This is a genomic window from Streptomyces sp. NPDC060000, assembly GCF_042737375.1.
Classification (GTDB): domain Bacteria; phylum Actinomycetota; class Actinomycetes; order Streptomycetales; family Streptomycetaceae; genus Streptomyces.
The window spans coordinates 137,538-164,140 of the sequence record NZ_JBHWUU010000007.1; the positions used below are offsets into that span (position 1 = coordinate 137,538).

A 26,603-nucleotide genomic window follows, 5' to 3' on the forward strand; every position below is an offset into this window, starting at 1 on the left:
GCTCCGGCACGGGCGGCACCAAGCTCCAGGGGCCCGGGGGCATCGAGCTCCGGGCGCCCGGGGGCATCGAGCTCCGGGTCCGAGGCGACTCAGCCTTCTGCCCCGGGGCGGTGGGTCGAGGTGCTCGTCAGGCCTCCGGGACCGCCGTCTTCGCGCGTCCCACCTGTGTCCGCACCGCGCCCATGCTCGCCGCGACGACCAGGGCGATCGCCGCCGCCTGGGTCGTGGTCAGGGCCTGGTCGAGGATGAGGAAGCCCGCCGTGGCGGCGATGGCCGGTTCCAGGCTCATCAGGATCGCGAAGGTCGAGGCCGGCAGGCGGCGCAGGGCGAGGAGTTCGAGGGTGTAGGGGAGGACCGAGGAGAGCATGGCCACCGCCGCGCCCAGGCCCAGCGTCACCGGGTCGGCCAGTTTCGCGCCCGACTCGGCGAGGCCCAGGGGGAGGAAGAGCAGCGCGCCCACCGCCATCGCCAGGGCCAGGCCGTCCGCCTTCGGGAAACGACGGCCGGTGCGGGCGCTGAAGACGATGTACGCCGCCCACATCACTCCCGCCCCCAGCGCGAACGCTACGCCCGCCGGATCGAGGTCCCCGCCGAACCCTCCGCCGCCTCCGCCACCCCCGCTGAGCAGGAAGACGCCCACGAGGGCCAGACCCGCCCAGACCAGGTTCAGCGCGCGGCGCGAGACCACGACCGACAGCGTGAGGGGACCGAGGACCTCCAGCGTCACCGCCGCACCCAGCGGGATGCGGTCCAGCGCCTGGTAGAAGAGGCCGTTCATCGCGGCCAGCGTGACGCCGAAGACGACGACCGTGCCCCAGTCCGTACGGGAGTGACCGCGCAGCCGTGGCCGGCAGACCACGAGCAGGACCACCGCCGCGACCAGCAACCGCAGCGCCACCACGCCCAGCGCGCCCGCCCTCGGCATCAGCGTCACCGCCAGCGCGCCGCCGAACTGCACCGAGATCCCTCCGGCGAGCACGAGGCCGACCGGACCGAGGGCACCCAGGCGGCCGGGGGCGTCGGCCGGTGTGGCGCCGGGGGTGAGCCGGGGTGTGGCGGCGGTGTCGGGGGCAGTCACGGGCGGTCCTGGGGCTCGGCACTGGATGCGTACATCACGCTGCACTGTCAAGTCCAGGGTAGTGGACTTCGTCAGGTGTGTGAACCCGTTATGCCGCTGTCTCGGGCTGTGAGACGTCAGATGCCCGGCGGCGCCCCGTACTCCTCGTCACGGAACAGCGGGCGGCCGTCGGCGAGGGTCGTCGGGACGGTTCCGTACGCACCCTGGGCGGCCTGCTGCACGGCCCAGGCGCCGGGGGCGGGTCCGGGTGCGGGTGGGGGTGGGGGTGGGGATCCGACTCCGGTTGCGGTTCCGTTTCCGTAAGCCCCGGCCGCGGCGTACGCCTGCGGGGCGTGGGCCTCCGGGGCGTACGCCTCCGGGGCGGACACGTACGCGTACGCGTACGGCTGCCCGTGCTCGTACGCAGATCCGTTCCCGTTCCCGTATCCGTACTCGTTCCCGTTCCCGTTCCCGTATCCGTACTCGTTCCCGTACCCCTGCCCGTAAGGGCCGGCCTGGTCGACGTATCCGTCGTCGTAGCCGTACGCCTGGTGTGGCCCCGGCGCCTGTGCCGCCCCCGCTGCTGCCGACGCCGCAGCCGCCACCGGCATCGGCGCCGCCTCGAACAACGGGAGCCTCAGCTCGCCCGTGTCCATCACCGCGTTGTTCTGTGAGCGGTGCAGCCTGGCGTACGCGCCGCCGCGGGCCAGGAGTTCCTCGTGGCGGCCCGCCTCCGCGATACGGCCGCCGTCCACGACGAGGATGCGGTCGGCGTCGGGGGCGAGGTTGAGGTCGTGCGTGATCATGATCGTGGTGCGGCCGGCCATCAGGCGGCGCAGCGGCTTCACGACCCGGCGGGCGGCCATCGCGTCCAGTCCCGTCGTCGGCTCGTCCAGGACCAGGACCGGTGCGTCGCGCAGGATCGCCCGGGCGATCGCCAGGCGTTGCAGCTGACCGCCGGAGAGGCGGGCGGAGTTGGGGTCGACCCTGGTGTCGTAGCCGTCGGGGAGCGCGGCGATGAAGCCGTGCGCGTCGGCAGCCCGTGCCGCCTCCTCGATCGCCTGGTCGCTGGCGCCGGGCCGGCCGCAGGCGATGTTCGCGCGGACGGTGTCGTGCAGGACGAGCGTCTCCTGCGGGAGCAGCGTCACGTACTCGCGCAGCCGGGCCAGCGGGAAATCCCGTAGGGGTACGCCGTCGAGCAGGACGTCACCCGCGTCCGGGTCGTAGAAACGCAGCAGCAGCTTGGAGACCGTGGACTTGCCCGCGCCGCTCGGGCCGGTGATGATCACCAGCTCGCCGGGGCGCACGGTGAACGACAGTCCCTCCAGGGCGCTCCGGTCCGCGCCGGGGTAGCGGAAGCCGACGTCCCTCACCTCGACCGTGCCGTCCGGGCGGCCCACCTCCACGGCGCTTTCGGGGTCACCGACCGAGGGTTCGACGTCCAGGATCTCGATCAGCCGTTCGGCGCCGGCCGTGGCCGCGGTGACGGTCAGGCCGAGCTGGGCCAGGCCCTGGACGGGTGGGTAGAGGTAGCCGAGGAAGGCGGCGAAGGCGAGGAGCTGGCCGAGGGTCATCCGGCCGGTGGAGATCTCCCAGGCACCGATGCCGATCACCGCGAGCACGCAGACCGTCTCGATGACCTGCACCAGCTGCTCGTACGCCTCGTTCAACCGGGTCGACCGCACGGAGGCGCGGAACCAGGCGGTCGCCTCCTCGTGCAGGCGCCGGCGTTCGGCGTCGCGACGGTCGTAGGCCTGGGTGAGCACGATGTTGCCGAGGGACTCCTCGACGACGGAGGTGATCGCCCCGTCGGCCGCCCGGCCGGCCCTCGACACGTCCTTGATGGCGCCCGAGAAGCGGCGGGCCGCCAGCCAGAAGAGCGGGGCCAGGACGAAGGTGGCGGCGGCCAGGTCCCAGCGCAGCCAGAAGGCGGCGGCCGCGTAGAAGAGCGCGCTGAAGACCGCCGAGGCCGCGCCCACAAGCCCGGACACGACCATCGTCTCGATCGCCTCGACGTCACTCGTCAGACGGGACAACAGGTCGCCCTGGCGGTGGCGTTGGAAGAAATGGGGCGGCAACCGCTGTACGTGGTCGAAGACATGCTCGCGCAGCCGCATCACGAAGCGTTCGGTGGCCCAGGCGGCAAGGGAGTTGCCCGCGTAGGCGACGAGCGCGCCGACGACGGCGACGGCCAGCCACTTCGCGGCCGGCGCCCAGAACGCGCCGAGCGAGCCCTGCCGCAGGGCGTTGTCGGTGAGTTCACCGAAGAGCAGGATCGCCTCGGTTTCGGCGAGCGCGGCGAGGACCGTGCACACCCAGACGATCACCAGCCATTTCCGCAGCCCTCCGGTCAGCGGAAAGAAGCGACGGAACGCGGTCCGGGCCGGAATGGCGGGAGTTTCGTACGCGAATTCTTCTCCCTCCGCGTCTTCCTCCCCTTCCTCATATTCCTTGCCCATTTCGCGCCTCCAGCTCAGGAACAATAGAAAGAAGGGCCGACGGTGCACCATCGGCCCTTTTCAGGAGCTACTCAGTTGTCCCGGCCGGGCAGCGGGGGCTGCGGCTGGAGCTTCTTCTTCGGCTTGGGCTTCGGGGGAGGCGGGAGCTGCTTCGACTTGGGCTTGGGGGGCAGCGGGGCCAGCTTCTTGAAGCTCATTGCGACTCCTAGGGGGGAGATGGCGCTGTACTTTCGTCAACCGTTCAGGAATTCCGCGTCCGGTTCCCGACACCCAGAAACTTACACGCTTCTCATTCGGGAGAACGGCAAAATGAGCAAAGCCCTCCTGTGAATACCCTTGGAGAACCTGGGAGTTGGCGTCGGCAGCTATCTGCGCGCCATGTAGAGGTGCAGTGCCCTGTGCAGCAGCTTGTTGAGCCGGAAGTCCCACTCGCCCAGATACTCCACGGCCTGTCCGCCAGTGCCCGCCTTGAAGCGGAGCAGGCCGAGCAGGTGGTCGGACTCCTCCAGGGTGTCGGTGATGCCCCGCAAGTCGTAGACGGCGGCCCCGAGTTCATGGGCGTCGGCCATCATGCGCCACTGCATGGCGTTGTTCGGCTGGACCTCGCGTCTGCGGCTGGTGGAGGCGCCGTAGGAGTACCAGACGTGCTCGCCGACGGTCAGCATGGTCGCCGCGGCGAGGATCTCGCCGTCGTGGTGGGCGAGGTACAGCCGCATCCGGTCGGGGTGTTCGGCGTTCAGCGCGCTCCACATACGCTGGAAGTAGGACAGGGGGCGCGGGACGAAACGGTCGCGCTCGGCGGTCTCGGTGTACAGCCCGTAGAACGCCGGGAGGTCCTCCGCACCGCCCCGGACGACCTTCACGCCCGCCTTCTCCGCCTTCTTGATGTTGCGCCGCCACTGCTGGTTGAGGCCGCCGTGCACCTCCTCCAGAGTGCGGCCGGCGAACGGGACCTGGAAGACGTAGCGGGGCTGGCCGGCCGCGAAGCCGTCCTCCCCGCCCGGCTCGGTCCGCTGCCAGCCGGCCCGGCGCAGCCGGTCGGCGACGTCGACGGCGCGCGGCTCGCACGAGGTCGCCTCGGCGTCCCGCAGCCGGTGGGCGTCCGGGTCGGCGATGGCCGCCTTGACCGCGTCGGCGCTCCACCGCCGTACGACGACGGGCGGGCCCATCCTCACCGAGAACGCGCCCTGCGCCCTGAGCCGCGCGAGCATCGGCTCCAGCCAGCGTTCGACCAGGTCCGGCGCGTGCCAGTCGACCAGCGGCCCCTCGGGCAGATACGCCAGGTACCTCTTCAGTCCCGGAAGCGGCCGGAACAGCACCAGGCCCGCCCCCACGAGCGCACCCGTGTCGTCGTCGATCCAGCCCAGGCTCTCCGCCCGCCAGTCCGGCTTCACGTCCCCCCAGGACGGGATCTGCAGATGGCTGGCGGAGGAACGGGCCGCGACGAACGCCAGGTGCTCGTCACGGGTGATGGACTGGACACGCAGGCTCATGCGCGGGGCTCCTTCGAGTGACCGTTCCGATCGCCCGTCCGGATCGCCGGACGACCGTCGCGGCCAGCGTAGGAGTCCGACCGCGCCCATCCCGTGATCAGCCACGCCCACCACCCGCATGCACGGACCGATCCGCCGCTTCCACCCCATCCCCCATCCGCCGCTTCCACCCCATCCCCCATCCGACGATCCGCCCACCGTCCGCCGGACCCTGGGCCTACCCGTCCGCGGGCGCCTCCTTCGGGCCGTCCGTCAGGCCCTCTGCCAGTACCTCCGCCAGGTGCCTTGCCCGCGTCCCCGCCAGCTGTTCCAGCTGGGTCCGGCAGGAGAAGCCGTCCGCCAGGACCACCGCGTGCTCCGGGGCGTCCCGTACGGCCGGCAGGAGCTGTTCGCGCGCGCAGGCCTCCGACACCTGGAAGTGGCCCTTCTCGAAGCCGAAGTTGCCGGCGAGGCCGCAGCACCCGCCGCTCAGGTCGCCGGTGAGGCCCGCGGCCTCGCGCAGCCGCCGCTCGGCCGCGTCGCCTAGGACGGCGTGCTGGTGGCAGTGGGTCTGGCCGACCGCGGGACGGTCCAGACAGGGCGGGGTCCAGTCGGGTGCGTGGCGCTCCAGGACCTCCGCGAAGGTGAGGACGCGGGCGGCGAGGCGGGCCGCGCGCGGGTCGTCGTGCAGCAGCTCGGGCAGGTCGGTCCGCAGGGCGGCCGCGCAGCTCGGCTCCAGGACGACGACCGGAGCGGCCGTCTCCAGCACCGGCTCCATCAGGTCGAGCGTGCGACGCAGCACCACGCGCGCGTGGTCGAGCTGGCCGGTGGAGACGTACGTCAGCCCGCAGCAGACCCGGCCCCGGCGGGCGGTGAGCAGCGTGGCCGCGCTCCTCGATCGGCCGTCGGCCACCGGCCGGCCCCGCATCCGCAGGGTCGGCGGCAGCGCCACCCGCAGCCCCGCCGCCTCCAGCACCCGCACGGCGGCCCGGCCCACGGACGGCGAGAGGTGCTCGGTGAAGGTGTCGGGCCACAGGACGACCAGGTCGCCGGTCCGACCCGTCCCGGGGGCGGGCCCGCGGCCGTGCCCCCGTGCCCTGCCGCGCCACCAGCCGCTGAACGTCTGTCGCGCCAGTCGCGGGATGTCCCGCTCCGCCGCGATCCCGGCCAGTCGCTTGGCGACGCCCGCCAGTGGGCCGACCGACGCGAGCGCGTTGAGCGGGGCGGCCGCCCGCAGCCGGCTCGCCCACCGCAGCCACACCGGCAGCCGCCCCATGCTGTAGTGCGCGGCCGGGCGCCGACGCCCCTCGTAGTGGTGGTGCAGGAACTCCGCCTTGTAGGTGGCCATGTCGACCTCGACGGGGCAGTCGGAACGACAGCCCTTGCAGGACAGGCACAGGTCCAGCGCGTCCCGCACCTCGGCCGAGCGCCAGCCGTCGGTCACCAGCTCGCCGGCCAGCATCTCGTGCAGCAGACGGGCCCGCCCGCGCGTGGAGTGCTCCTCCCGGCCCGTGGCGCGGAACGACGGGCACATCACCCCCGACCCGGCCAGCGCCCCCGACCCGGCTCCCGGGGGCGGCGCCGTACGGCACTTCGCGACGCCCACACACCGCCGTACCGCCGCCGAGAAGTCACCGCCGTCGGACGGATAACCGAAGGCCACGTCGACCGGCTCGCGCGGGAGGACGGCGAAGCGCAGGTTGCCGTCGAGAGGCGCGGGGCGCACCAGCATCCCCGGGTTGAGGAGGTCGTCGGGGTCCCAGACCGCCTTGGCCCGCTCGAACAGCGTGACCATCTCCTCCCCGTACATCTTCGGCAGCAGCTCGGCCCGGGCCTGTCCGTCGCCGTGCTCGCCGGAGAGGGAGCCGCCGTGGGACACGACCAGCTCGGCCAGTTCCTCGGAGAAACGACGGAAGCGGGCGATCCCCGCCCCCGTCAGCAGGTCGAAGTCGATGCGGACGTGGATGCAGCCGTCCCCGAAGTGCCCGTACGGCGTGCCGCGCAGGCCGTGGTCCCTGAGCAGCCCCCGGAAGTCCCGCAGATACGCGCCGAGCCGGGCCGGTGGCACCGCGCAGTCCTCCCAGCCGGGCCAGGCCTCCGTGCCGTCCCTCATCCGGGTCGCCGTCCCGCTCGCGTCCTCGCGGATCCGCCACAGCGCCCGCTGCCCGGCGGGGTCCCGCACGACCCGCGCGTCCAGGACGTCCGCCGCGCGCACGATCGCCTCCGCACGCGCGTGTGCCTCGCTCTCCGAGTCGCCGCCCGTCTCCACGAACAGCCAGGCCCCGCCCCGCGGCATTACGGCCGCCGCGCCGGACGGCACCAGGTCGGCCGCCATGCCCTCCACCGTCAGCGGCCCGAACGGCAGCAGCCCGGCCGCGGCCTCGGCGGCGGCGCCCTCGTCGGCGTACCCGAGCACCGCGAGCACGCGCGCGCGTGGCGCCTCGACGAGCCGTAGGACAGCCTCCGTGAGCACGCCCAGGGTGCCTTCGCTGCCGCAGAAGGAACGGGCGACGTCGGCCCCGTTCTCGGGCAGCAGGGCGTCCAGCGCGTACCCCGAGATACGGCGGGGCAGCTGGGGGAAGCCGGTCCGCAGCCGGGCGAGTTCCCCGTCCACCAGCCCGCGCAGCCCGTCCGGCGCCCCCGCCCAGCCCTGCCCGAGCCGCAGCGACCGCCCGCGCGCGGTGACGACCTCCAGCTCGCGCACACCGTCCGCCGTCGTCCCCCACGCCACCGAGTGGGAACCGCACGAGTTGTTGCCGATCATCCCGCCGAGCGTGCAGCGGCTGTGGGTGGAGGGGTCGGGGCCGAAACGCAGTCCGTGCGGGGCGGCGGCCTCCTGGAGCCGGTCGAGGACCAGCCCCGGCTGCACGACGGCCGTCCGCGCCCGCGGATCCAGGGCGACCAACCGGTTCATGTACCGGGTGAAGTCCAGCACCACCCCGGTGCCGGTGGCCTGCCCCGCGATCGACGTGCCCCCGCCGCGCGCGACGACCGGCACCCCGTGCGCCCGGCACACCTCCAGCACGGCCGCCACGTCGTCGGCATCCCGGGGTGCCACGACCCCGAGCGGGACCCGCCGGTAGTTGGACGCGTCCATGGTGGTGAGCGCCCGGGAGGTCACGTCGAAGCCGACGTCGCCCCGGACGGCCCTGCGCAGCTCACCTTCGAGATCCGGCATTCCTCCAGCAAACCAGCCCGTGGGGGTCCCCCGCTCGAGCGAAGCCGGGAGTGGGCGAGATCGAGGAGGACCGTCCGGACGGAGGTGGTGGGGGGCACGACTCCAGGACGTCCGCCCACCGAAACGCCGTCTCACCCGACGGACCAGGTTTCACCCAGGTTTCCCCCACCGGCTAACCTCCCTTCCGTGGCTGAGATCCGGATTCCTGCTGACATCAAGCCCGCCGACGGTCGATTCGGCGCGGGCCCCTCCAAGGTGCGGGTGGAGGCGCTGGACGCCCTGGCCGCCACCGGTACGTCCCTCCTCGGCACCTCTCACCGCCAGGCCCCGGTCAAGAACCTGGTCGGCCAGGTGCGCGAGGGCATCACCGAGCTGTTCGGGCTGCCCGACGGCTACGAGGTCGTCCTCGGCAACGGCGGCTCCACCGCGTTCTGGGACATCGCGACCCACGGCCTGATCGAGAACAAGTCGCAGCACCTCACGTTCGGTGAGTTCAGCTCGAAGTTCGCCAAGGCCGCGAAGCTCGCCCCGTGGCTGGCCGAGCCCACCGTGATCTCCTCCGACCCGGGTACGCACCCGGAGCCGGCCGCCGAGGCGGGCGTCGACGTCTACGCGTTCACGCACAACGAGACCTCCACCGGTGTCGCGGCCCCGCTCAAGCGCGTCCAGGGCGCCGACGCGGGGTCCCTCGTCCTGGTGGACGCCACCTCCGGCGCCGGCGGCCTTCCGGTCGACATCGCCGAGACGGACGTCTACTACTTCGCCCCCCAGAAGTCCTTCGCCTCCGACGGCGGACTGTGGATCGGCGTGTTCTCCCCGGCCGCCATCGAGCGCGCCGAGCGGATCCACGCGTCCGGCCGGCACATCCCGGAGTTCTTCAGCCTGCCGACGGCGATCGACAACTCCCGCAAGAATCAGACGTACAACACCCCGGCCCTCGCCACCCTCTTCCTGCTGAACCAGCAGCTGGAGTGGATCAACGGCCAGGGCGGCCTCGCCTGGTCCACGGCCCGCACCAAGGACTCGTCGACCCGCCTCTACAGCTGGGCGGAGGAGTCGAAGCACGCCACTCCGTTCGTCACCGACCCGGCCAAGCGCTCGCAGGTCATCGGCACGATCGACTTCGCGGACGAGATCGACGCCGCCGCGATCGCCAAGGTGCTGCGAGCCAACGGCATCGTCGACACCGAGCCCTACCGCAAGCTCGGCCGCAACCAGCTGCGCGTCGCGATGTTCCCGGCGGTCGACCCGGCCGACGTCGAGGCGCTCACGAAGAGCATCGACTACGTGATCGACAAGCTGTAGTCGTTCTCGAGCCGTAGTCGTTGCCGAGCTGTGGCCGTTCGTTCCCCGTAGGACGACGACACGGCGGCGTACGACGACGAAGGGCGCCCGGTGAACACCGGGCGTCCTTCCTCATACAGACGTCCGTACAGACGTCCAACAGACGCCCGTGCAGACGTTCGCGCCGACGTCCGTACAGACGCTCACGCGGCCACGGAAGTCAGGCCGCCGCGCAGCTCACGCTCGGCACGGCGCCGCCCCCGGGCGTCCCCCCGAAGCCGAAGCTCGCCGAACCGCCCGCCGGGACCGCCCCGTTGTGGGAGGCGTTCACCGCCGCCACGGTGGTCCCGCTCTGGGTGTACGAGGCGTTCCACATGCTGGTGATCTGCTGCGCGCCGCTCCAGGTCCAGGTCACCTTCCAGGAACCGATCGCCGCGGTCCCGGTGTTGCTGACCTTCACCTCGGCGTTGAAGCCACCGCCCCAGTCGCTGCTGACGGTGTAGACGGCGGCGCAGGTGGCCGTGCCGCCACCGCCGCCGCCCCCTCCGCTGCCGCTGCCGGTCCCCGGGAAGCCGGGCGCCTTGACGCTCGCCAGGTAGCCGTCCTTCACGGTGTCGACGGTCTGCCAGTCGTCCTTCAGGATGCCGCCCGTGTCACCGGAGTTGGGGTTCCAGGACCAGAAGGTCCAGTGGAAGGAGTCGGCGCCGTACGTCGACGTCGGCCGGAGGTAACTCACCAGTGCCGCCAGCCACTTCTGGTCCACCGTCGACTGCAGGGTGGTGCCGAACTCGCCCACCCACACGGGCGCGATGTTCTGCTTGAAGATGTAGCCCCAGTACTTGTCCCAGATCCCCGGCATGTTCGCGGGAAACGCCGGATCGCTGAACCAGCTCTGCTGGGCGACGCTCGTCGCGTAGTCGTGGGCCGAGTACACGACCCGGTTCGCCACGCTGAGCTGCACCGGGTACTGGCCGACACCCATCAGGTTGCCGCCCCACCAGCCGGAGACGCCGTTGAAGGACTGCACGCCCTCGACGAAGATCAGGAGGTCGGGGTTGACGGACAGGACGGCGTTCCCGGCCCGTTGCGCGGCCAGCCGCCAGTCGGTCGCGGTGTCCCCGCAGCCCCAGCAGGCGGGATCGTGGGGTTCGTTGTGCAGGTCGATGCCGACGACCGCGTCCTGGCCCTTGTAACGGGTCGCCAGAGCCTTGAGGTTGGTGATCCAGGTCGATTCGGGGACAGCCGCCGTGTACCAGAGCGCCGACTGCCCGCCCGCGTCCGGCCGGTGCCGGTCGAGGATGACCCTCAGACCGTCCTGACCGGCGTACGAGACGATTCTGTCCAGGATCTGGAGCGAGTTCAGGCCCTGCAGGTCGGCGTTCTTGCCGCTGCTGAAGTCGATGCTGTTGGGGGCGGTCGTGCTCTTGAAGATGTCGTCGCTGTAGGGGATGCGAATCGTGTTGTAGCCCAGCGACCTCATCTGGTCGATCATGCTCTTGTAGTCGCGGGACCAGAGGCCGTGGACGACGTAGTTGCCGGTCTCGAAGCCGAACCAGTTGATCCCGGCGATGCGGACCGGCTGCCCGGCGGCGTCCAGGATCTGCCGGCCGCTGGTGTGCCAGTAGCCGGCACCGGCCTCGGCCGCGACGGCGTCCGCCACACGGGCCGCGTCCGCCGCGTGGGCCACACCCACCCCATGGGCCGTATCCGCCGCGAGGGCCGTCTGCGCACCGGCTCCCAGCGGTATGAGAAGCGCGGCGGCAACACCGCACAGCATTCTTCGCAAGCTGCGGAACATCTCGCTGCTTCCTCTCGGGAGGCGCGGGGCCCGAAACAGTTGGGAGCGCTCCCACACACCGCGCACCACCCAGGAAACTGGCACACCATGACCACGTCAAGGAGTACGGCGACGGCTCACGCCGTGGAGCCGCTCAGCCGCGGCGCCGGAGCCGGCGGAAGCCGAAGAAGACGGCGCAGATCGCGGCGACGGCCAGCGCGCCGAACTTGACACCGCCGGCGGCCGAGGAGCCCCCGTCCTCGCCGGAGGCATTCGAACCACCGCCCTCCGAAGGCGACTTGGAACCCGAGGCAGCGCCCTCGGGCGCGTCCTCCGCCACCACGGAACTCCCGGAACCCTCGCTCCCGTACATCAGCTTGGTGCCGTCGGCCGAGTAGCTGACGGACTCGCCCTGCCGTTGCAGCGGCACGTCGAGCCGCCCCTCACGCTTGATCTTCCCGCCGTTCCAGGCGTACGAGATGCCGCCGAAGTAGCCGCGGACGGCGAGCCGGGTGCCGTCCGGCGAGAAGGCTGCGTCGGTGGCCCACAGGTCGACGGCGGCGACGGGCTTGAAGACGTTGGCCCCGGAGGCGGAGAGGTTCGCCGGCCCCTCGTAGAGGTGCCCGCCGTCCTCCTTCTTGTCGATGACGTAGACCCGTCCGGTCTTGGGGTGCACAAGAAGCGACTCGGCGTCGCGGGCCCCGTCGGAGTACTTCACGACGTACTGCGTGGCCTTGACGGTCTGGTCGACGAGCTTCTTCGGCTCGGGCAGCCGGTAGATCCACACGTACTTCCAGGTGCCACCGAGGTTGTCGCCGATGTCGCCGACCCAGATCTCGTTGTCCGGGCCGATGGAGACGGCCTCGACGTCGCGGGGCGTGCCGACGCCGGTCAGGGTGAGCCGGGCGACGGTCTTCCCCGTCGCGCTGTCGACGGCGTAGAGGTAGGGGCCGTCGTCGCTGTCGTTGTGGGTCCAGTAGATGCCCGGGTGCTGCCGCGAGGCGGCGAGACCGCTGGACTCCGTGATGCGCGGATCCTCGATGGTGAAGCCCTTGTCACCGTCGACTGCGGAGGCCGCGGATGCGGAGGGCGCGGCGGACGCGGCGAGCACGGTGAAGGCTCCCGAGAGGAGGACCGTGGTGAACAGGGCTCCGGCTCGGACGGCGAAAGATCGGCGCATGCCCCCAAGCCTGCCATCCCGCCCTCCCGTTCACGGATTCGTGGCCCGTCTCACAGGCCCCCGGCGGAGGTGATCCATTCCCGATCCCCCATCATGAGCGGATGCTCAGGTTCATGCCCGTAGGCGACTCGATGACGATCGGCAGCACGGGCGATCACTCCTGGCGCTACCGCATGTGGCAGCACCTGTGCGCGACGTACGGCGGCCCGTTCACGTTGGTCGGCCCGCGCGAGACGCTCTACGACAAGGCGGCGGACAGCCCCTCGTCGTACGCCTACGCCGATCCCGACTTCCCGCGCGGTCATCTGGCCGGCTGGGGCGAGGGCTGGCTGCACATGGCCCCGCTGATCGGCGAGGCGGTCCGCAAGTCGCGGGCGGACGTCCTGCTGGTCTCGCTCGGCCTGATCGACCTGGGCTTCTACACGAACGCCGAGCAGACCGCCGAGAACGCGCGCGCCTTCGTCGCCGAGGCCCGGGCGGCGAACCCCCGGATCGCCATGGTGTGGCTGCCGGTCATCCACAACATCCGGGCCGCGAACGACGAGCCCTTCGCCCTCCAGGTCGCCCGCTTCAACGAGCTCCTGGGGAAGACGGCCGCCGACCTCGACGAGCCGGCCTCGCCGATCCTCCTGGCCTCGGTCCCGGAGACCTGGGACATCGACACCGACACCTACGACGGCACCCACCCGAACGCGAACGGTGAACACCAGTTGGCGTCGGCCTTCGCGGAGGCGATGTACCAGGGGTGGGAGCTGGGCGGGGAGTACGCGCGCTGAGGCTCGCGCCCGCGCACCCTTCTGGCATATGCGCTCCGCGCCGCTACCTCGTCACCGTGCGTATCGTTGTACTGCGCGGCGGCACTCGAGCGAGTGCGGCCGGGGAGGAGCGCCACGATGACCGTCCTTGAAGGCAGGATCGCGATGGCCGAGAGCGACAACACGATCACGCTCGACGAGATGTTCGAGCGGCTCGAGACGATGCCCGTCCCCGAGGGATACAAGGTCGAGATCGTCGAGGGGACCGTTTTCATGTCGCCCCAGCGGGACACCCACTGGGAGATCATCCTGGACATCGTCGAACAACTGCGGACCAAGTACCCCCGCAAGCGCGTGAAGTCCGACGTGCGCATCGACTACCCGGGGCACCTGAACGGCTTCGCGACCGATGTGACGGTGATGGCCGAGAGCGCCGCCAGGTCGGAGGACGGCCGCTGGAGCCACGAGGACGTCGAGTTCGTCGCCGAGGTGATCTCCAAGGGCACCGCCGCCAACGACTACGGCCCCAAAATGGGGGCCTACGCGACCGCCGAGGTCCCCGTCTACCTGATCGCCGATCCCTACCAGCGCCGCTGCCACATCTACACCCAGCCCAAGAACGGCGACTACATCACGGAGACGAAGGTCGACTTCGGCGATGACATCGACCTGACCGGCACCGCGGTCGGCCTCACCCTCAGAACAGACGAGTTCCCCCGCGACTGACCCCTCGCCCGACCGACCCCCCTTGCATCGAGCGCACTCCAAGTCGTTGGCTTGTGCCTCATGAAGTACACGCAGCTCGGACGTACCGGACTCAAGGTCAGCCGCCTCGTCCTCGGCACCATGAACTTCGGCCCGCAGACCGACGAGACCGACAGCCACGCGATCATGGACGCGGCGCTCGGTGCGGGCATCAACTTCTTCGACACCGCGAACGTGTACGGCTGGGGTGAGAACAAGGGCCGTACCGAGGAGATCATCGGCAGCTGGTTCGCGAAGGGCGGCGGGCGCCGCGACCAGGTCGTCCTCGCCACCAAGGTGTACGCCAACATGGCCGCCGACGGCGATGCCTGGCCGAACCACGACAAGCTCTCCGCGCTGAACATCCGGCGGGCCGTCGACGCCAGCCTCAAGCGGCTCGGCACCGACCACATCGACCTCTACCAGTTCCACCACGTCGACCGCAGCACTCCCTTCGAGGAGATCTGGCAGGCCATCGACGTACTGGTGCAGCAGGGCAAGATCCTCTACGCCGGGTCGTCCAACTTCCCCGGCTACAAGATCGCCCAGGCCAACGAGACCGCCGCCCGCCGCGGCGGCACCATCGGGCTCGTCAGCGAGCAGTGCCTGTACAACCTGGCCGAGCGGCGCGCCGAGATGGAGGTCATCCCGGCCGCGCAGGAGTACGGCCTCGGGGTCATCCCTTGGTCGCCGCTGCACGGCGGGCTGCTGGGCGGGGTCATCAAGAAGCAGACCGAGGGCGGTCGCCGCGCCTCCGGACGGGCCGCCGACTCCCTCGCCGACACCAAGACCCGCGCGCAGATCCAGGCCTACGAGGACCTCCTCGAGAAGCACGGGGCGGAGCCCGGCGAGGCGGCCCTGGCCTGGCTGCTCACCCGGCCCGGCGTGACCGGCCCGATCGTCGGTCCGCGCACCGCCGAGCAGCTCGACTCGGCCCTGCGCGCGGTCGAACTGGAGCTGAGCGAGGAGCTGCTGGCCGGCCTGGACGAGGTCTTCCCCGGCCCGGGACCGTCCCCGGAGGCCTTCGCCTGGTAGCGGCTGGCCGCTCACAGGGCCCGTCCGCCGGCCCGCCCGGGCACGGCGCGGCGGCGCTCGGTCGTCGGGTCGGACAGCCTCCGCGAGGTCATCGCCTGCTGGCGGCGGGCCCCTGCCGAGGGGCCGTCCGCCCGCCCGGGCACAGCGGGGCGGTGGTCTGTCGTCGGTCGGACAGCCTCCGCGAGGCCTTCGCCAGCTGGCGGCGGGCCCCTGCCGAGGGGCCGTCCGGAGGGGCAGAAACTGCAGCGGATCGTGCGCCGGGGCTGCACCAGTTCGGTGCGGTTCCGGTGAGCGATGATGCTGCTGGCCTCGGCCGGCGGGAACCGGGTGCCGGTGATCGCGAAGCTGGTGCAGGCCGACGAGGACACCGTCCGGGACGTGATCCACCGGTTCAACGAGATCGGCCTGGCATGCCTGGCCCCTCAGTGGGCGGGAGGCCGTCCCCGCCTGCTCAGTCAGGGCCGAGCTGTGCTTCACGCCGACCTACGCGTCCTGGGCCAACCCGATCGAGGCTCACTTCGGGCCGTCGCGACAGTTCACGATCGCCAACTCCAACCACCGCAACCACGCCACACAGACCCGGGCCCTCCACGCCTGTCTCCGCTGGCGCAACGCCAACGCCCGCCACCCCGACGTCCTTGCCGCCCAGCGTCGAGAGCGCGCCCGCAGCCGCAGTGAGAAGAACATCCGATGGGGCGGACGAGCGAGGACGGCGGCTTGATCATTCGCTGACGTTCAATGTCGCGCAGTCCGCGACTCCCAGCTCGGACAGCACCGCCCGGAGCCGCTCCAGGGCCGCGGTCGTGTCCGGCTCTCCGCGATCTCAAGGTCAAGATGGCAACGACCCATGCCGCTGCCCGCGCCGGTGACCTCGCCGTCGAGCTCGAACGCCGTCTCCAGAGCCCCCTCGACGTCGTCACGATCGATCGGCAGCCCCACGAAGAGGATCTCGACGAACACTCCGGTCCTCCCTCTAAACCCGGCGAACCACAGGGGTCAGAGCACCTAGCTGCTCGCCGGTCGACCGTTCGCCGGCGCCTCGGTTCGCCAGCCGAGAAGGATCGCGCGGAGCGCCTGTTCGGCGAGGTGGCGGGCGCGATCGCTGCCTACGTTGCCGAGGTAACTGAGCGACGCGATGCCGTACAGCGTGCCCCAGAGGATCTCGCAAGCCTGGTCGAAATCGGCCAGGACCACGTCGTGTGCAGCCGACCAGGAGGTGAGCAGCTCCTTGAGGACGTCGATGACCGGTTCCGCGACGCGTCGGCGTTCGTCCGCGTCGACCATCGGGTCGTTCATGACCCGGAAGAGGTGGGGGTGCTCGCCGGCGAACCGGACGTACTGCGACGCGATGCGCGTCATGCGCCGGTCCGTATCGGGCTCCTGCGCCGCTCGGCGGAACTCGCTCAGCATCAGGCGGTGACCGTACGCGACCAGCTCCAGAACGAGCGCGTCCTTGTTGGCGAAGTGCTGGTAGACGACGGGCGCTGAATATTCGACGTCGGTGGCGATGCGCCGGATCGTCAGAGCCGCGACGCCCTCGGTCTCGAGAACGTGCAGCGCGGCCTCGATGATCCGCTCCCGGGTGTTCGCCCGTTCGCGGGCCCGTCTCGTGCTGGTCGCCATGGTCCGTCACTTCGCTTCGATGGTGTCCTCGAACACTAGTCACCGCCTTGACCGCGCCGCCGACGCGCGTCATAGTTAACGCCGTTAGGAATTCTAACGACGTTAGGGACGGGTAGTAAGTCATGATTTACCACATCAACAGGGTCACGATGAAGGCCACTGCGACGCCCGAGCAGATCGAGGCGGCGCTGGGGAGCTGGCGCAATCAGGGCCGGTCGAACCCCGCCATCAAGTCCTTCGTCGTCGGCCGCGACCACGGCGGCGACTACACGTACAGCGCGGTGTTCGTCGTCGAGGATCTTGACGGGCTTTTCGCCTACCTGACGCACCCGACCACCTACCAGACAGACCACCTCGGGCTGCACCTGGTCGAACGGCTGGAGATCTTCGACGTCAGTGACGACGAGGACCCTGACCTGAACGCCAAGATCCAGGAACTGCACCGGCGCCGCAACGAGCTCAACCCGCAGATCGCCGGCATGCTCGCCGACGTGCCCACCTATACCGGCTCCGGCGTGGACGACTGACCGAGACCCCGGAGAAGGAGAAACCGTCATGGCCAAGCACGTCATCATCGGTGCCGGTTCCATCGGTACCAACGTCGCTCGTCTGCTCGCCGAGCGCGGCGAGAGCGTCCGGATCGTCACCCGCAGCGGCTCCGGCCCCGAGCACCCGCTGGTCGACCGGGTCGCCGCGGACGCGTCCGACCCGTCCCGCCTGACCGAGCTGTCCCGCGGCGCGGAAGTGATCTACCACTGCGCCAATCCACCCTCATACACGGTGTGGGAGCGCCTGTTGCCGCCCCTGCAGACGGCGGCCATCACCTCCGCCAAGGCGAACGACGCCGTCCTCGCGCTGACCGGCAGCCTTTACGCCTACGGTCCGCAGCCCGCTGGCCGGATGAACGAACACACCCCCATGGCCGCCACCGGGCACAAGGGCCGCCTGCGCAGACGCATGTGGGAACAGGCCCTCGCCGGGGGGATCCGCACCGTCGAGGTCCGCGGCTCCGACTACATCGGCAAGGACGCCAACGGCATCTACTCCCTGCTCATCAAGTCGGCCCTGCAGAAGGGAAAAGCGGCCTGGATCACCGGCCACCTGGACATGCCGCACACCTTCACCTTCAACGGCGACATGGCACGGGCCCTCATCACGCTGGCCTCGGAAGAACGCGCGTGGGGCCGACCCTGGCACGTGCCGTCTCCGCCGGCCGTCACCATCCGCGAGCTGGCGCGGCGCTACGCCGTCGCGGCAGGCCGGCCACCGGTCAAACTAGTCCAGATACCGCGCTCCGTGACGCGTACGGCCGGGCTGATCGTGCCGATCGCCCGCGAGATGGCCGAGATGGACTACCAGTGGTACGCGCCGTTCCACATGGACGCGACGGAGACCGCCGAGACCTTCGGCCTGACCGCCACCGACCTCGACACCGCCGTCCGCAACGAGGTCGGCTGAACTTCCACCCCACACCGGCAGGCCGACGGCATGGCCGCCGACACCGTGAACGTTCGTGGTCACGGCACCAGCGGCGGGGCCCCCGCCGAGGGGCCGCCCGCCCGGCCACGCACGGCGCGGCGTGGCGGCGGTCGGTCGGTCGGTCGGACAGCCTCCGCTATCTGCCGACCGCCGCCGCCACCGCCACCACGACGAACAACAGCACAAGCGCACCGGCCATGATCCGGTTCCGGGTCTTCGGGTCCACGTGCCGAGCCTAACCGGCCCCGCCGAGCGGCCGGCGCCCGACCGGCTCGTAGCGGGGCTGCTCCCCGGGAACGCCGGACTTCGGCAGGTGGCTGCGCACCAGCACCAGCTCCCCCACCGTCCAGGTACGGCCCTCGAAGGCGTCCAGCGCCTCGACGTACGGCCGGACGTCCACCGCGTCGCGGCTGCGCGCCAGCGTCAGGTGCGCCTTGTAGCGGCGGTGCTCGCCCATCTCCACGCCCGCCTTCCGGGCCGCCGCCTCCGCCCGGTCGGCCAGCAGCCGCAGCGCGGGCACGTTCCCGGCCGCTCCGGCCCACAGCGCCCGCCCGTGCCCGAACTGCCCCCCGCCCCCCAGGGCCAGCGCGAAGGGCGCGCTCCGGTGCGCGGCGCGCGTCAGCCGGGCCGACAGTTCCGGTACGAGGTCCTCGTCGACCTCGCCGTAGAAGGCGAGGGTGAGGTGCCAGCCGGGCCGGCCCGTCCAGCGCAGCCCGTCCGCACCGGGCAGCGTGCGCAACCGGGCGACCTCGGCGGCGAGTTCGTCGGCGATGTCGTCCGGGGGCAGCACGGCGGCGAAGAGTCTCATGCCCCCGATCTTCCCGGCAGGCACGGCGGCACGCGCGCGTCGCCCCTGACGAGGCCAACGGCGTCACCCGCATCCTGCGGGTGACGCCGTACAGCCTCGTGACACGTCATGCGACCGTGGCGAGTTCCCGGTTCTCCCGGGGGACGAACCGCACGCTCGGATGGCCGTGGTGCCAGCCGACCGACAGACGGAGGTTGCCCATGCGGGCCAGGACCAGGCCGACGGTGACGGCCGCGGCGGCCGAGACCGCACCGCCCGAAGCCAGGCCCGCCCGGACGCCGTACGCGTCGGTGACCCAGCCGGCGATCGGCGCGCCGATCGGGGCGCCGCCCATGAACACCATCATGTAGAGGGCCATCACCCGGCCCCGCATGGCCGGGTCGGTGCTCATCTGGACGCTGCTGTTGGCGGTGACGTTGACCGTCATGCCGAACATCCCGATCGGGGCCATGAGCAGGGCGAACAGCCACAGGGAGGGGGCCATGGAGGCCACGATCTCCATCGTGCCGAAGGCCACCGCGCCCGCGACCAGCACCCGCATCCGGGCCGTGCCGCGCCGGGCCGCGAGCAGGGCGCCCGCCAGGGAGCCCACCGCCATCAGGGTGTTGAAGAGGCTGTAGGAGCCCGCGCCCGCGTGGAAGACGTCGTCGGCGAAGGCCGAGAGGTAGACGGGGAAGTTGAACCCGAAGGTGCTGACGAACCCGACCAGGACGATCGTCCAGATCAGCTCGGGGCGGCCGGCGACGTACTGGAGGCCCTCCCGCAGCTGGCCCTTGCCGCGCGGGGCGCGCTCGACGGCGTGCAGCTCGCGCGAGCGCATCAGCAGCAGGCCGGCGAGCGGTGCGACGAAGGACAGGCCGTTGAAGAGGAACGCCCAGCCGGTACCGACGCCGGTGATCATCACGCCGGCGACGGCGGGGCCGACCAGCCGGGCCGACTGGAAGTTCGCCGAGTTGAGGCTGACCGCGTTCTGGAGCTGGTCGGCGCCGACCATCTCGGAGACGAAGGTCTGGCGGGCCGGGTTGTCCAGGACGGTCGCGAGACCCACGGCGAAGGCGGCGACGTAGACGTGCCAGACCTGGACGTGCCCGGAGAGGCTGAGGGCGGCGAGCGCGATGCCGGTGAGGGCCATCGCCGACTGGGTGAACAGCAGCGTACGGCGCTTGGGCAGGCGGTCGACGAGGACGCCGCCGTAGAGGCCGAAGAGCAGCATCGGCAGGAACTGGAGTGCCGTCGTGACGCCGACGGCGGTGGCTGAGCCGGTGAGGCTGAGCACCAGCCAGTCCTGCGCGATGCGCTGCATCCAGGTGCCGATGTTGGAGACGACCTGGCCCATGAAGAACAGGCGGTAGTTCCTGACCTTCAGGGAGCTGAACATGGACGACCTGGATGATTCGGATGACTTGCCGACGCCCTCGGCAGGCCCCCCGGCACGGGTCTCGTGGGTGGTCGGTGCGGGGGCGGAGTCTGCTCCGGGTCCCGAACTCAAAAAGGTCGCCTCCTCATGGCTGTCCACAGGCACCGGCTACCGGCGCTGTCCACAGGTGATGGCTGTCTACAGGTGTGCGAGTTTCTCCAGGACGGGGGCGGCGGCGCGCAGTTTCGCCCACTCGTCCTCGTCGAGGCCGTCGACCAGGGTGGCCAGGAAGGCGTTCCGCTTGGCGCGGCTCTCCTTGAGCATGGCCTCGGCCTGCTCGGTCTTCGTGACGACCTTCTGGCGCCGGTCCTCGGGGTGCGGCTCCAGCCGGACCAGGCCCTTGGCCTCCAGCAGCGCCACGATGCGGGTCATCGACGGCGGCTGCACGTGCTCCTTGCGGGCGAGCTCGCCCGGGGTGGCACTGCCGCAGAGGGACAGGGTGCCGAGCACCGACATCTCGGTCGGGCTCAGCGATTCGTCGACCCGCTGGTGCTTGAGCCGACGGGACAGCCGCATCACGGCTGAACGCAGGGAGTTCACGGCGGCACCGTCGTCGCCATGGGTTAGGTCAGGCATCTCTTTAGCATAACTCATTACTCTCGCTAAACAAGCTGGCGAACGCCCGGATTCCCCGTGACCCCGGCCACGGAAACCTCACCGTCACTCGAACGAGTGAGTAGGCAGCGAAAGCGGCCGGACTGCGGTACGTGCCCGCGACCCTCGTCTCATGGGGACCAGTGTGCTCAGCCTGCGGATAGACGGGGAGCTGCTCGAACGGCTCCGGCAGCATGCGGCGAAAAGGGGAATGAGCGTCCAGGACTATGTCGTCCAGACGCTCATTCGTGATGACTTCGACGAGCGGTTCCAGACCGCCGTCGAGGAGACGGAGAAGTTCTACGGGCTCACCTGAGCCGCCGCGGGTGCGGGCGGGCGGGGATCAGGTGAGCCCGAGGGCCGGCATCAGGTGAGACCGAGGATCGGCATCAGGTGAGACCGAGGGCCGGCATCAGGTAGTAGAAGGTGAAGACGGCGGAGACGACGTACATCGGCACCGGGACCTCCCGGCCGCGTCCGGCCGCCAGGCGCAGCAGCACGAAGGTGATGAAGCCCATGCCGATGCCGTTGGTGATCGAGTAGGTGAACGGCATCATCACCATGGTGATGAAGGCCGGGATGGCGATGGTGAGGTCGGCCCAGTCGATCTCCTTGACCGAACCGGCCAGGATCAGGAAGCCCACCGCGAGCAGGGCCGGGGTGGCGGCCTGGGACGGGACCATCGTGGCGACCGGAGTCAGGAACAGCGCGAGGGTGAAGAGGCCGCCGGTGACGAGGTTCGCGAAGCCGGTGCGGGCGCCCTCGCCGACCCCGGCCGTGGACTCCACGAAGGCGGTGGTGGCGGAGGAGGAGCTGGCACCGCCCGCGGCGACCGCTAGGCCGTCGACGAAGAGGACCTTGTTGATGCCGGGCATCTCACCCTTGGCGTTGGTCAGCTTGGCCTCGTCGCTGACACCCATGATCGTGCCCATCGCGTCGAAGAAGCACGACAGCAGGACCGTGAAGACGAAGAGGACGCCGGTCAGAACCCCGACCTTGCCGAAGCCGCCGAAGAGGCTGACCTGGCCGATGAGCCCGAAGTCGGGCGTGGCGACGGGGTTGCCGGGCCACTCGGGGGTGGTGAGGCCCCAGGAGGGGACCGTCGCGACCGCGTTGATGATCAGCGCGAGGACGGTCATCGCGACGATCGAGATGAGGATCGCGCCGGGCACCTTGCGGGTGATCAGGGCCAGCGTGAGCAGGGCGCCCAGGATGAAGACGAGGACCGGCCAGCCGGTGAGGTGACCGTCGGCGCCGAGCTGGAGCGGGACGGTGGTGTGGGCGGCGTCCGGGATACGGCTGACGAAGCCGGAGTCGACGAGCCCGATCAGCATGATGAACAGGCCGATACCGATGCTGATCGCCTTGCGCAGGCCGAAGGGCACCGCGTTCATGACGCGCTCGCGCAGACCGGTGGCGACCAGGAGCATGACCACGAGACCCGCGAGCACGACCATGCCCATGGCGTCCGGCCAGGACATCCGGGGCGCGAGCTGGAGCGCGACCACCGAGTTCACGCCGAGGCCGGCGGCCAGCGCGATGGGCACGTTGCCGATCACGCCCATGAGGAGCGTGGTGAAGGCGGCCGTCACACAGGTGGCGGTGACCAGCTGACCGTTGTCGAGCTGGTGCCCGTACATGTCCTTCGCGCTGCCGAGGATGATCGGATTCAGCACGATGATGTACGCCATCGCGAAGAAGGTGGCGAAACCGCCCCGGATCTCGCGGGGCAGCGTGCTGCCCCGTTCGGAGATCCTGAAGTAACGGTCGAGGGCGCCGTAGAGAGGCGTGGCTCCCGGCTGTTCAGGGGCAGGGACCTTGGCGGGGGCCGACGTGGGCATCTTTTGGCGTTTCCTACGAAGAGAAGTGGTCAGTACCAAACCGTTTCAGTATGAACATATAACGTTCGGATCGGCCATCTCCGCGCGTAGATGTGATCGCCTCGTAAGCTGAGCCCCATGGAGAAGTGGATTCCCGAACACGAGGCGCCGGAGCCCCTGGAGGGCCCCGTGGTCGCCACCATCACCGGCGGCACGATCCTCTGGTTCGTCCTCTTCCTGGTCCAGCTCCCCTTCTACGGCTGGTTCGACGACCGCGGCCGTACCTGGTGGGTGTGGACGTGCCTGGCCGGCGCCGGACTCGGCCTCATCGGCATCTGGTACGTCCGAAAGCGGGACGCGGCGATCAAACGGGACGCGGCGAGCGGGCCTGGTGAGCCGGGCGAGCCGGACGAGCCCGTGGGCCCGGTCACCGGCTAGCCCCGGCCGGACCGGCCGGACCGGCCGGGGCGGTACTACCCAGGCACTACACGGGGCACCGCCCCCGTCCTCCCGAGGTCGGATCTTCGGCGTCCCCAGGGGGTGAACGCCCAGAACCGCACGTACCGTCGATCCCATGGCCCACACCGACGCCCCCGCCTCCGCGCCGACGGCGACCGGCCTCACCGCCGCCGAGGTCGCGGACCGCGTCGCGCGCGGCCAGGTGAACGACGTACCAGTCCGCAGCAGCCGTTCCGTCGGCGAGATCGTCCGGGCGAACGTCTTCACCCGGTTCAACGCGATCATCGGCATTCTGTGGCTGATCATGCTCGCCGTCGCCCCCATCCAGGACGGCCTGTTCGGCTTCGTGATCCTCGCCAACACCGGCATCGGCATCATCCAGGAGTGGCGGGCGAAGCAGACGCTCGACTCCCTCGCGGTCGTCGGCGAGGCCCGGCCCACCGTCCGCCGCGACGGCACGGCCGTCGAGGTCGCCACCTCCGAAGTCGTCCTGGACGACCTCATCGAGATCGGTCCCGGGGACAAGGTCCCCGTGGACGGGGTGTGCGTCGAGGCCGACGGGCTGGAGATCGACGAGTCGCTGCTCACCGGCGAGGCCGACGCCGTCGTCAAACGACCCGGCGACCAGGTCATGTCGGGCAGCTTCGTGGTGGCCGGCGGCGGCGCCTTCCAGGCCACGAAGGTCGGCCGGGAGGCCTACGCCGCCCAGCTCGCCGAGGAGGCCTCCCGCTTCACGCTGGTCCACTCCGAGCTGCGCTCCGGCATCTCCACCATCCTCAAGTACGTGACGTGGATGATGGTCCCGGCCGCGATCGGCCTGGTGATCACGCAGCTCTTCGTGAAGAACAACGACCTAAAGGAGTCCATCGCCCGCACCGTCGGGGGCATCGTCCCGATGGTCCCGGAGGGGCTCGTCCTGCTCACCTCGGTCGCCTTCGCGATCGGCGTCATCCGGCTCGGCCGGAAACAGTGCCTGGTGCAGGAGCTTCCGGCCATCGAGGGCCTCGCCCGCGTCGACACCGTCTGCCTGGACAAGACCGGCACGCTCACCGAGGGCGGCATGGACGTCACCGGTCTCAGCACACTCGACGGCTACGACGAGTCGTACGTACGGCAGGTGCTCGGGGCCCTCGGCGAGTCCGACCCGAGGCCGAACGCCTCCCTCCGGGCGATCATCGACGCCTACCCGGACGCCGAGGACTGGCGCTGCACCGAGTCGCTGCCCTTCTCCTCCGCCCGCAAGTACAGCGGCGCCAGCTTCAGCGAGGGCGACGGGGAGAACGGCACCTGGCTGCTGGGGGCGCCCGACGTGCTGCTGGCGGACGGCGATCCCGCCCTCGCCGAGACCGAGCGGCTCAACGAGCAGGGCCTGCGCGTACTGCTGCTGGCCCGGGCCGCCCGCGACCTCGACGACCCCGAACCCGCGCGCGGCGCCAGGCCCGCCGCCCTCGTCGTACTCGATCAGCGGCTGCGGCCGGACGCCGCCGACACCCTGCGCTACTTCGCCGAGCAGGACGTGCGCGCCAAGGTCATCTCCGGTGACAACGCGGTGTCGGTGGGGGCGGTGGCCGCGAAGCTCGGGCTGGACGGCGGTACGGTCGACGCGCGCCGGCTGCCCGCCGAGCCGGAGGAGATGGGCCGGGCGCTGGACGAGGGCACGGTGTTCGGCCGGGTCACCCCGCAGCAGAAGCGGGACATCGTCGGCGCGCTCCAGTCACGCGGGCACACGGTCGCGATGACCGGGGACGGCGTCAACGACGTTCTCGCGCTGAAGGACGCGGACATCGGCGTCGCGATGGGGTCGGGGTCCGCGGCCACCCGGGCGGTCGCACAGATCGTGCTGCTGAACAACAGCTTCGCGACCCTGCCTTCGGTGGTGGCGGAGGGCCGGCGCGTCATCGGCAACATCACCCGCGTGGCGACCCTCTTCCTGGTGAAGACGGTCTACTCGGTGCTGCTGGCCCTGCTGGTGGTCTGCTGGCAGGTCGAATACCCCTTCCTGCCCAGGCACTTGACGCTGCTGTCCACCCTCACCATCGGCATCCCGGCCTTCTTCCTCGCCCTCGCCCCCAACACGGAACGGGCCCGGCCGCACTTCGTACGACGGGTGATGCGCTACTCGGTCCCGGGCGGGGTGGTCGCCGGGGTCGCGACCTTCGTCACGTATCTGATCGCCCGTCACGACTACACCGGGGCAGGCTCCTTGGAGGCCGAGACCAGTGCGGCGACCCTCACGCTGTTCCTGATCTCGATGTGGGTGCTGGCGATCATCGCCCGGCCGTACACCTGGTGGCGGATCCTGCTGGTCGCCTCGATGGGCGGGGCGTTCCTGCTCGTGCTGGTGGTCCCGTGGCTCCAGGACTTCTTCGCGCTGAAGCTGGTCGGGACGGCGATGCCGTGGATCGCGGTGGGGGTGGCGGCGGTGGCGGCGGTCGCCCTGGAGTTCTCCTGGAAATGGGTCGACCGCCGCTTTCCCGACTAGGGACCGTCCTGTCTGCTGCCCAGGGACCGTCCCGGCCGCTTACTTGACGTCGACGAAGTCGCCCGCCGCGCTGACCGCGGGGGTCGTCGTGGTGCCGGCGAAGCTGTAGCGGTAGTAGCCGTCGGCGGACGCCGTGACCGTGGTCTTCAGGGCGCCGGTCGAGCTGGTCTTGACGGTCTTGACCGTGGTGTAGGTGGTGCCGCCCTTCTTCCTGAACTGGAGCTTCACCGGCTGGGCCGCGTAACCGCCGGACTTGTTGGTGTCCCAGTTGGCGCGGGTCAGCTTGCCCGTGACGGTGAGGGTCTTGCCCTTCTTCACCGGCTCGGGGGTGGCGTCGGCCGTCAGCTGCGCCTGGCGCTGCACCTTGACGGTGCCCAGGTTGCTCTGCCACTTGAGGTCGGCTTCGCTGGTGGCGCTGTGCGGTACGGCGAGGGCTCCCACCTTCCAGGCGCCGGCCTGGCCGTTGGCCAGGTCGTCGAAGTCACTGGAGACGGTGGGACGGAACTGGATCTTGGCCGTGCAGTTGAGGACCGTGGTGGAGACCGCCTTGCAGGTGCCCGGGTCGTCACCGGAGATGATCTCGGAGTTCTCGCTGAGGGCGGTGCCCCGGTAGAGCATCGGGCCGCTGTCGAAGGAGCTCGCGCTGAGGCTCGCGGGCTTCGTCACGGTGTACGTGGCGGTGACGGTGACCTTGGCCGAGGGGCCGACCACGACGGCCTTGCCCGCGTTGACCTTCACGTTGGAGAAGGTGACGTTCGGCGCCGCCGTCGGGGCGGCCTGGGCGGCCGGGACGGCGAGGGCGGAGAGAGCGAGGGCGCCGGAGGAGGCGACCAGGAGGGCGCGTATGCGCATGTGTGATTCCCAGATGGAGGAGTGATCTCGGAGTCTGCTGACTCATGAGGTGAGATTCGTGGCGGGCGGGGTGAGTTGTGCCCCGGAAGGTAAGAGCCGGGGAAGAGCGGCGAGCGGCCGGCCCCGGG

Annotated in this window: 23 protein-coding genes and 1 pseudogene; 10 read left to right on the forward strand and 14 right to left on the reverse strand. The window is 70.7% G+C overall.

The genetic code is table 11. From position 1 onward, the window contains the following. Positions 1 to 127 precede the first annotated feature (127 nt). The 5 genes from ACFWBB_RS06515 to ACFWBB_RS06535 form a co-directional block, all read right to left on the reverse strand. Positions 128 to 1,078, reverse strand: a complete 951-nt coding sequence (locus ACFWBB_RS06515; protein WP_385267734.1) for a DMT family transporter — start codon at positions 1,076 to 1,078, stop codon at positions 128 to 130. Between the two features lie 116 nt (positions 1,079 to 1,194). Further along, positions 1,195 to 3,516 carry an ABC transporter transmembrane domain-containing protein gene (locus ACFWBB_RS06520; protein ID WP_385267736.1) on the reverse strand — a complete coding sequence of 774 codons (2,322 nt, stop codon included), beginning with the start codon at positions 3,514 to 3,516 and terminating at the stop codon, positions 1,195 to 1,197. Between the two features lie 71 nt (positions 3,517 to 3,587). Further along, a complete protein-coding gene (locus tag ACFWBB_RS06525) occupies positions 3,588 to 3,713 on the reverse strand; it encodes a hypothetical protein (protein ID WP_351763093.1) in 126 nt (41 codons plus the stop codon). 168 nt (positions 3,714 to 3,881) lie between these two features. Continuing rightward, positions 3,882 to 5,009: a lipid II:glycine glycyltransferase FemX gene (locus tag ACFWBB_RS06530; protein WP_385267738.1), complete on the reverse strand. Its 1,128-nt coding sequence runs from the start codon at positions 5,007 to 5,009 to the stop codon at positions 3,882 to 3,884. 217 nt (positions 5,010 to 5,226) lie between these two features. After that, on the reverse strand, positions 5,227 to 8,166 hold the full coding sequence (locus ACFWBB_RS06535) for an FAD-binding and (Fe-S)-binding domain-containing protein (protein WP_385267740.1): 2,940 nt from the start codon (positions 8,164 to 8,166) through the stop codon (positions 5,227 to 5,229). Positions 8,167 to 8,352: 186 nt separating this feature from the next. Between ACFWBB_RS06535 and serC the strand changes: the two genes are divergently transcribed. Beyond that, complete coding sequence (gene serC, locus ACFWBB_RS06540; protein ID WP_385267742.1) at positions 8,353 to 9,471, forward strand: phosphoserine transaminase; 1,119 nt, start codon at positions 8,353 to 8,355, stop codon at positions 9,469 to 9,471. Between the two features lie 199 nt (positions 9,472 to 9,670). On the opposite strand, the gene ACFWBB_RS06545 is transcribed toward serC, so the two are convergent. Beyond that, a complete protein-coding gene (locus ACFWBB_RS06545) occupies positions 9,671 to 11,248 on the reverse strand; it encodes a cellulase family glycosylhydrolase (RefSeq protein ID WP_385267744.1) in 1,578 nt (525 codons plus the stop codon). A gap of 133 nt (positions 11,249 to 11,381) precedes the next feature. Continuing rightward, a complete protein-coding gene (locus tag ACFWBB_RS06550) occupies positions 11,382 to 12,407 on the reverse strand; it encodes a WD40 repeat domain-containing protein (RefSeq protein WP_385267746.1) in 1,026 nt (341 codons plus the stop codon). A gap of 101 nt (positions 12,408 to 12,508) precedes the next feature. Between ACFWBB_RS06550 and ACFWBB_RS06555 the strand changes: the two genes are divergently transcribed. The 4 genes and pseudogenes from ACFWBB_RS06555 (at position 12,509) to ACFWBB_RS06570 (ending at position 15,662) form a co-directional block, all read left to right on the forward strand. Further along, a complete protein-coding gene (locus ACFWBB_RS06555) occupies positions 12,509 to 13,183 on the forward strand; it encodes a GDSL-type esterase/lipase family protein (RefSeq protein WP_385267748.1) in 675 nt (224 codons plus the stop codon). A 117-nt stretch (positions 13,184 to 13,300) separates the two neighbouring features. Continuing rightward, positions 13,301 to 13,888, forward strand: coding sequence for a Uma2 family endonuclease (locus ACFWBB_RS06560; RefSeq protein WP_385267750.1), 588 nt, complete (start codon positions 13,301 to 13,303; stop codon positions 13,886 to 13,888). A 60-nt stretch (positions 13,889 to 13,948) separates the two neighbouring features. Beyond that, positions 13,949 to 14,941, forward strand: coding sequence for an aldo/keto reductase (locus ACFWBB_RS06565; RefSeq protein WP_385267752.1), 993 nt, complete (start codon positions 13,949 to 13,951; stop codon positions 14,939 to 14,941). Between the two features lie 294 nt (positions 14,942 to 15,235). Continuing rightward, a pseudogene (locus tag ACFWBB_RS06570) lies at positions 15,236 to 15,662 on the forward strand (helix-turn-helix domain-containing protein). Between the two features lie 14 nt (positions 15,663 to 15,676). Here the strand turns inward: ACFWBB_RS06570 and ACFWBB_RS06575 are convergent. Next, positions 15,677 to 15,901 carry a hypothetical protein gene (locus ACFWBB_RS06575; protein ID WP_385267754.1) on the reverse strand — a complete coding sequence of 75 codons (225 nt, stop codon included), beginning with the start codon at positions 15,899 to 15,901 and terminating at the stop codon, positions 15,677 to 15,679. Positions 15,902 to 15,946: 45 nt separating this feature from the next. Further along, positions 15,947 to 16,564, reverse strand: coding sequence for a TetR/AcrR family transcriptional regulator (locus ACFWBB_RS06580; RefSeq protein ID WP_385267756.1), 618 nt, complete (start codon positions 16,562 to 16,564; stop codon positions 15,947 to 15,949). A 122-nt stretch (positions 16,565 to 16,686) separates the two neighbouring features. Here ACFWBB_RS06580 and ACFWBB_RS06585 point away from each other — a divergent pair, with 122 nt between their 5' ends. Together ACFWBB_RS06585 and ACFWBB_RS06590 are read left to right on the forward strand one after the other, a co-directional pair. After that, entirely contained in the window at positions 16,687 to 17,091 is a 405-nt protein-coding gene (locus tag ACFWBB_RS06585) for a Dabb family protein (RefSeq protein ID WP_385267758.1), read from the forward strand. Between the two features lie 28 nt (positions 17,092 to 17,119). Continuing rightward, the gene (locus tag ACFWBB_RS06590) at positions 17,120 to 18,022 is read left to right on the forward strand and encodes an SDR family oxidoreductase (RefSeq protein WP_385267760.1); all 903 of its coding nucleotides are present in this window, start codon (positions 17,120 to 17,122) and stop codon (positions 18,020 to 18,022) included. A gap of 256 nt (positions 18,023 to 18,278) precedes the next feature. Here ACFWBB_RS06590 and thpR read toward each other — a convergent pair whose 3' ends face one another. The 3 genes from thpR to ACFWBB_RS06605 all read right to left on the reverse strand — a co-directional run bounded on the left by thpR (position 18,279) and on the right by ACFWBB_RS06605 (position 20,844). Further along, positions 18,279 to 18,851, reverse strand: coding sequence for an RNA 2',3'-cyclic phosphodiesterase (thpR, locus tag ACFWBB_RS06595; protein ID WP_385267762.1), 573 nt, complete (start codon positions 18,849 to 18,851; stop codon positions 18,279 to 18,281). A gap of 106 nt (positions 18,852 to 18,957) precedes the next feature. Further along, positions 18,958 to 20,229 carry an MFS transporter gene (locus ACFWBB_RS06600; protein ID WP_385267764.1) on the reverse strand — a complete coding sequence of 424 codons (1,272 nt, stop codon included), beginning with the start codon at positions 20,227 to 20,229 and terminating at the stop codon, positions 18,958 to 18,960. 177 nt (positions 20,230 to 20,406) lie between these two features. Beyond that, a complete protein-coding gene (locus ACFWBB_RS06605; protein ID WP_385267766.1) occupies positions 20,407 to 20,844 on the reverse strand; it encodes a MarR family winged helix-turn-helix transcriptional regulator in 438 nt (145 codons plus the stop codon). Between the two features lie 151 nt (positions 20,845 to 20,995). On the opposite strand from ACFWBB_RS06605, the gene ACFWBB_RS06610 reads away from it, so the two are divergent. Further along, positions 20,996 to 21,178: a ribbon-helix-helix protein, CopG family gene (locus ACFWBB_RS06610; RefSeq protein ID WP_057600791.1), complete on the forward strand. Its 183-nt coding sequence runs from the start codon at positions 20,996 to 20,998 to the stop codon at positions 21,176 to 21,178. 73 nt (positions 21,179 to 21,251) lie between these two features. Here the strand turns inward: ACFWBB_RS06610 and ACFWBB_RS06615 are convergent, their stop codons facing one another. Beyond that, positions 21,252 to 22,703 (reverse strand): NCS2 family permease, encoded by a 1,452-nt coding sequence (locus ACFWBB_RS06615; RefSeq protein WP_385267769.1) that lies wholly within the window; start codon positions 22,701 to 22,703, stop codon positions 21,252 to 21,254. A 117-nt stretch (positions 22,704 to 22,820) separates the two neighbouring features. Here ACFWBB_RS06615 and ACFWBB_RS06620 point away from each other — a divergent pair, with 117 nt between their 5' ends. Both ACFWBB_RS06620 and ACFWBB_RS06625 read left to right on the forward strand, forming a co-directional pair. Beyond that, positions 22,821 to 23,120, forward strand: a complete 300-nt coding sequence (locus ACFWBB_RS06620; RefSeq protein WP_385267771.1) for a DUF2530 domain-containing protein — start codon at positions 22,821 to 22,823, stop codon at positions 23,118 to 23,120. A 136-nt stretch (positions 23,121 to 23,256) separates the two neighbouring features. After that, a complete protein-coding gene (locus ACFWBB_RS06625; protein WP_385267773.1) occupies positions 23,257 to 25,623 on the forward strand; it encodes an HAD-IC family P-type ATPase in 2,367 nt (788 codons plus the stop codon). Positions 25,624 to 25,662: 39 nt separating this feature from the next. Here ACFWBB_RS06625 and ACFWBB_RS06630 read toward each other — a convergent pair whose 3' ends face one another. After that, entirely contained in the window at positions 25,663 to 26,475 is an 813-nt protein-coding gene (locus ACFWBB_RS06630; RefSeq protein ID WP_385267775.1) for a hypothetical protein, read from the reverse strand. Positions 26,476 to 26,603 lie beyond the last annotated feature (128 nt).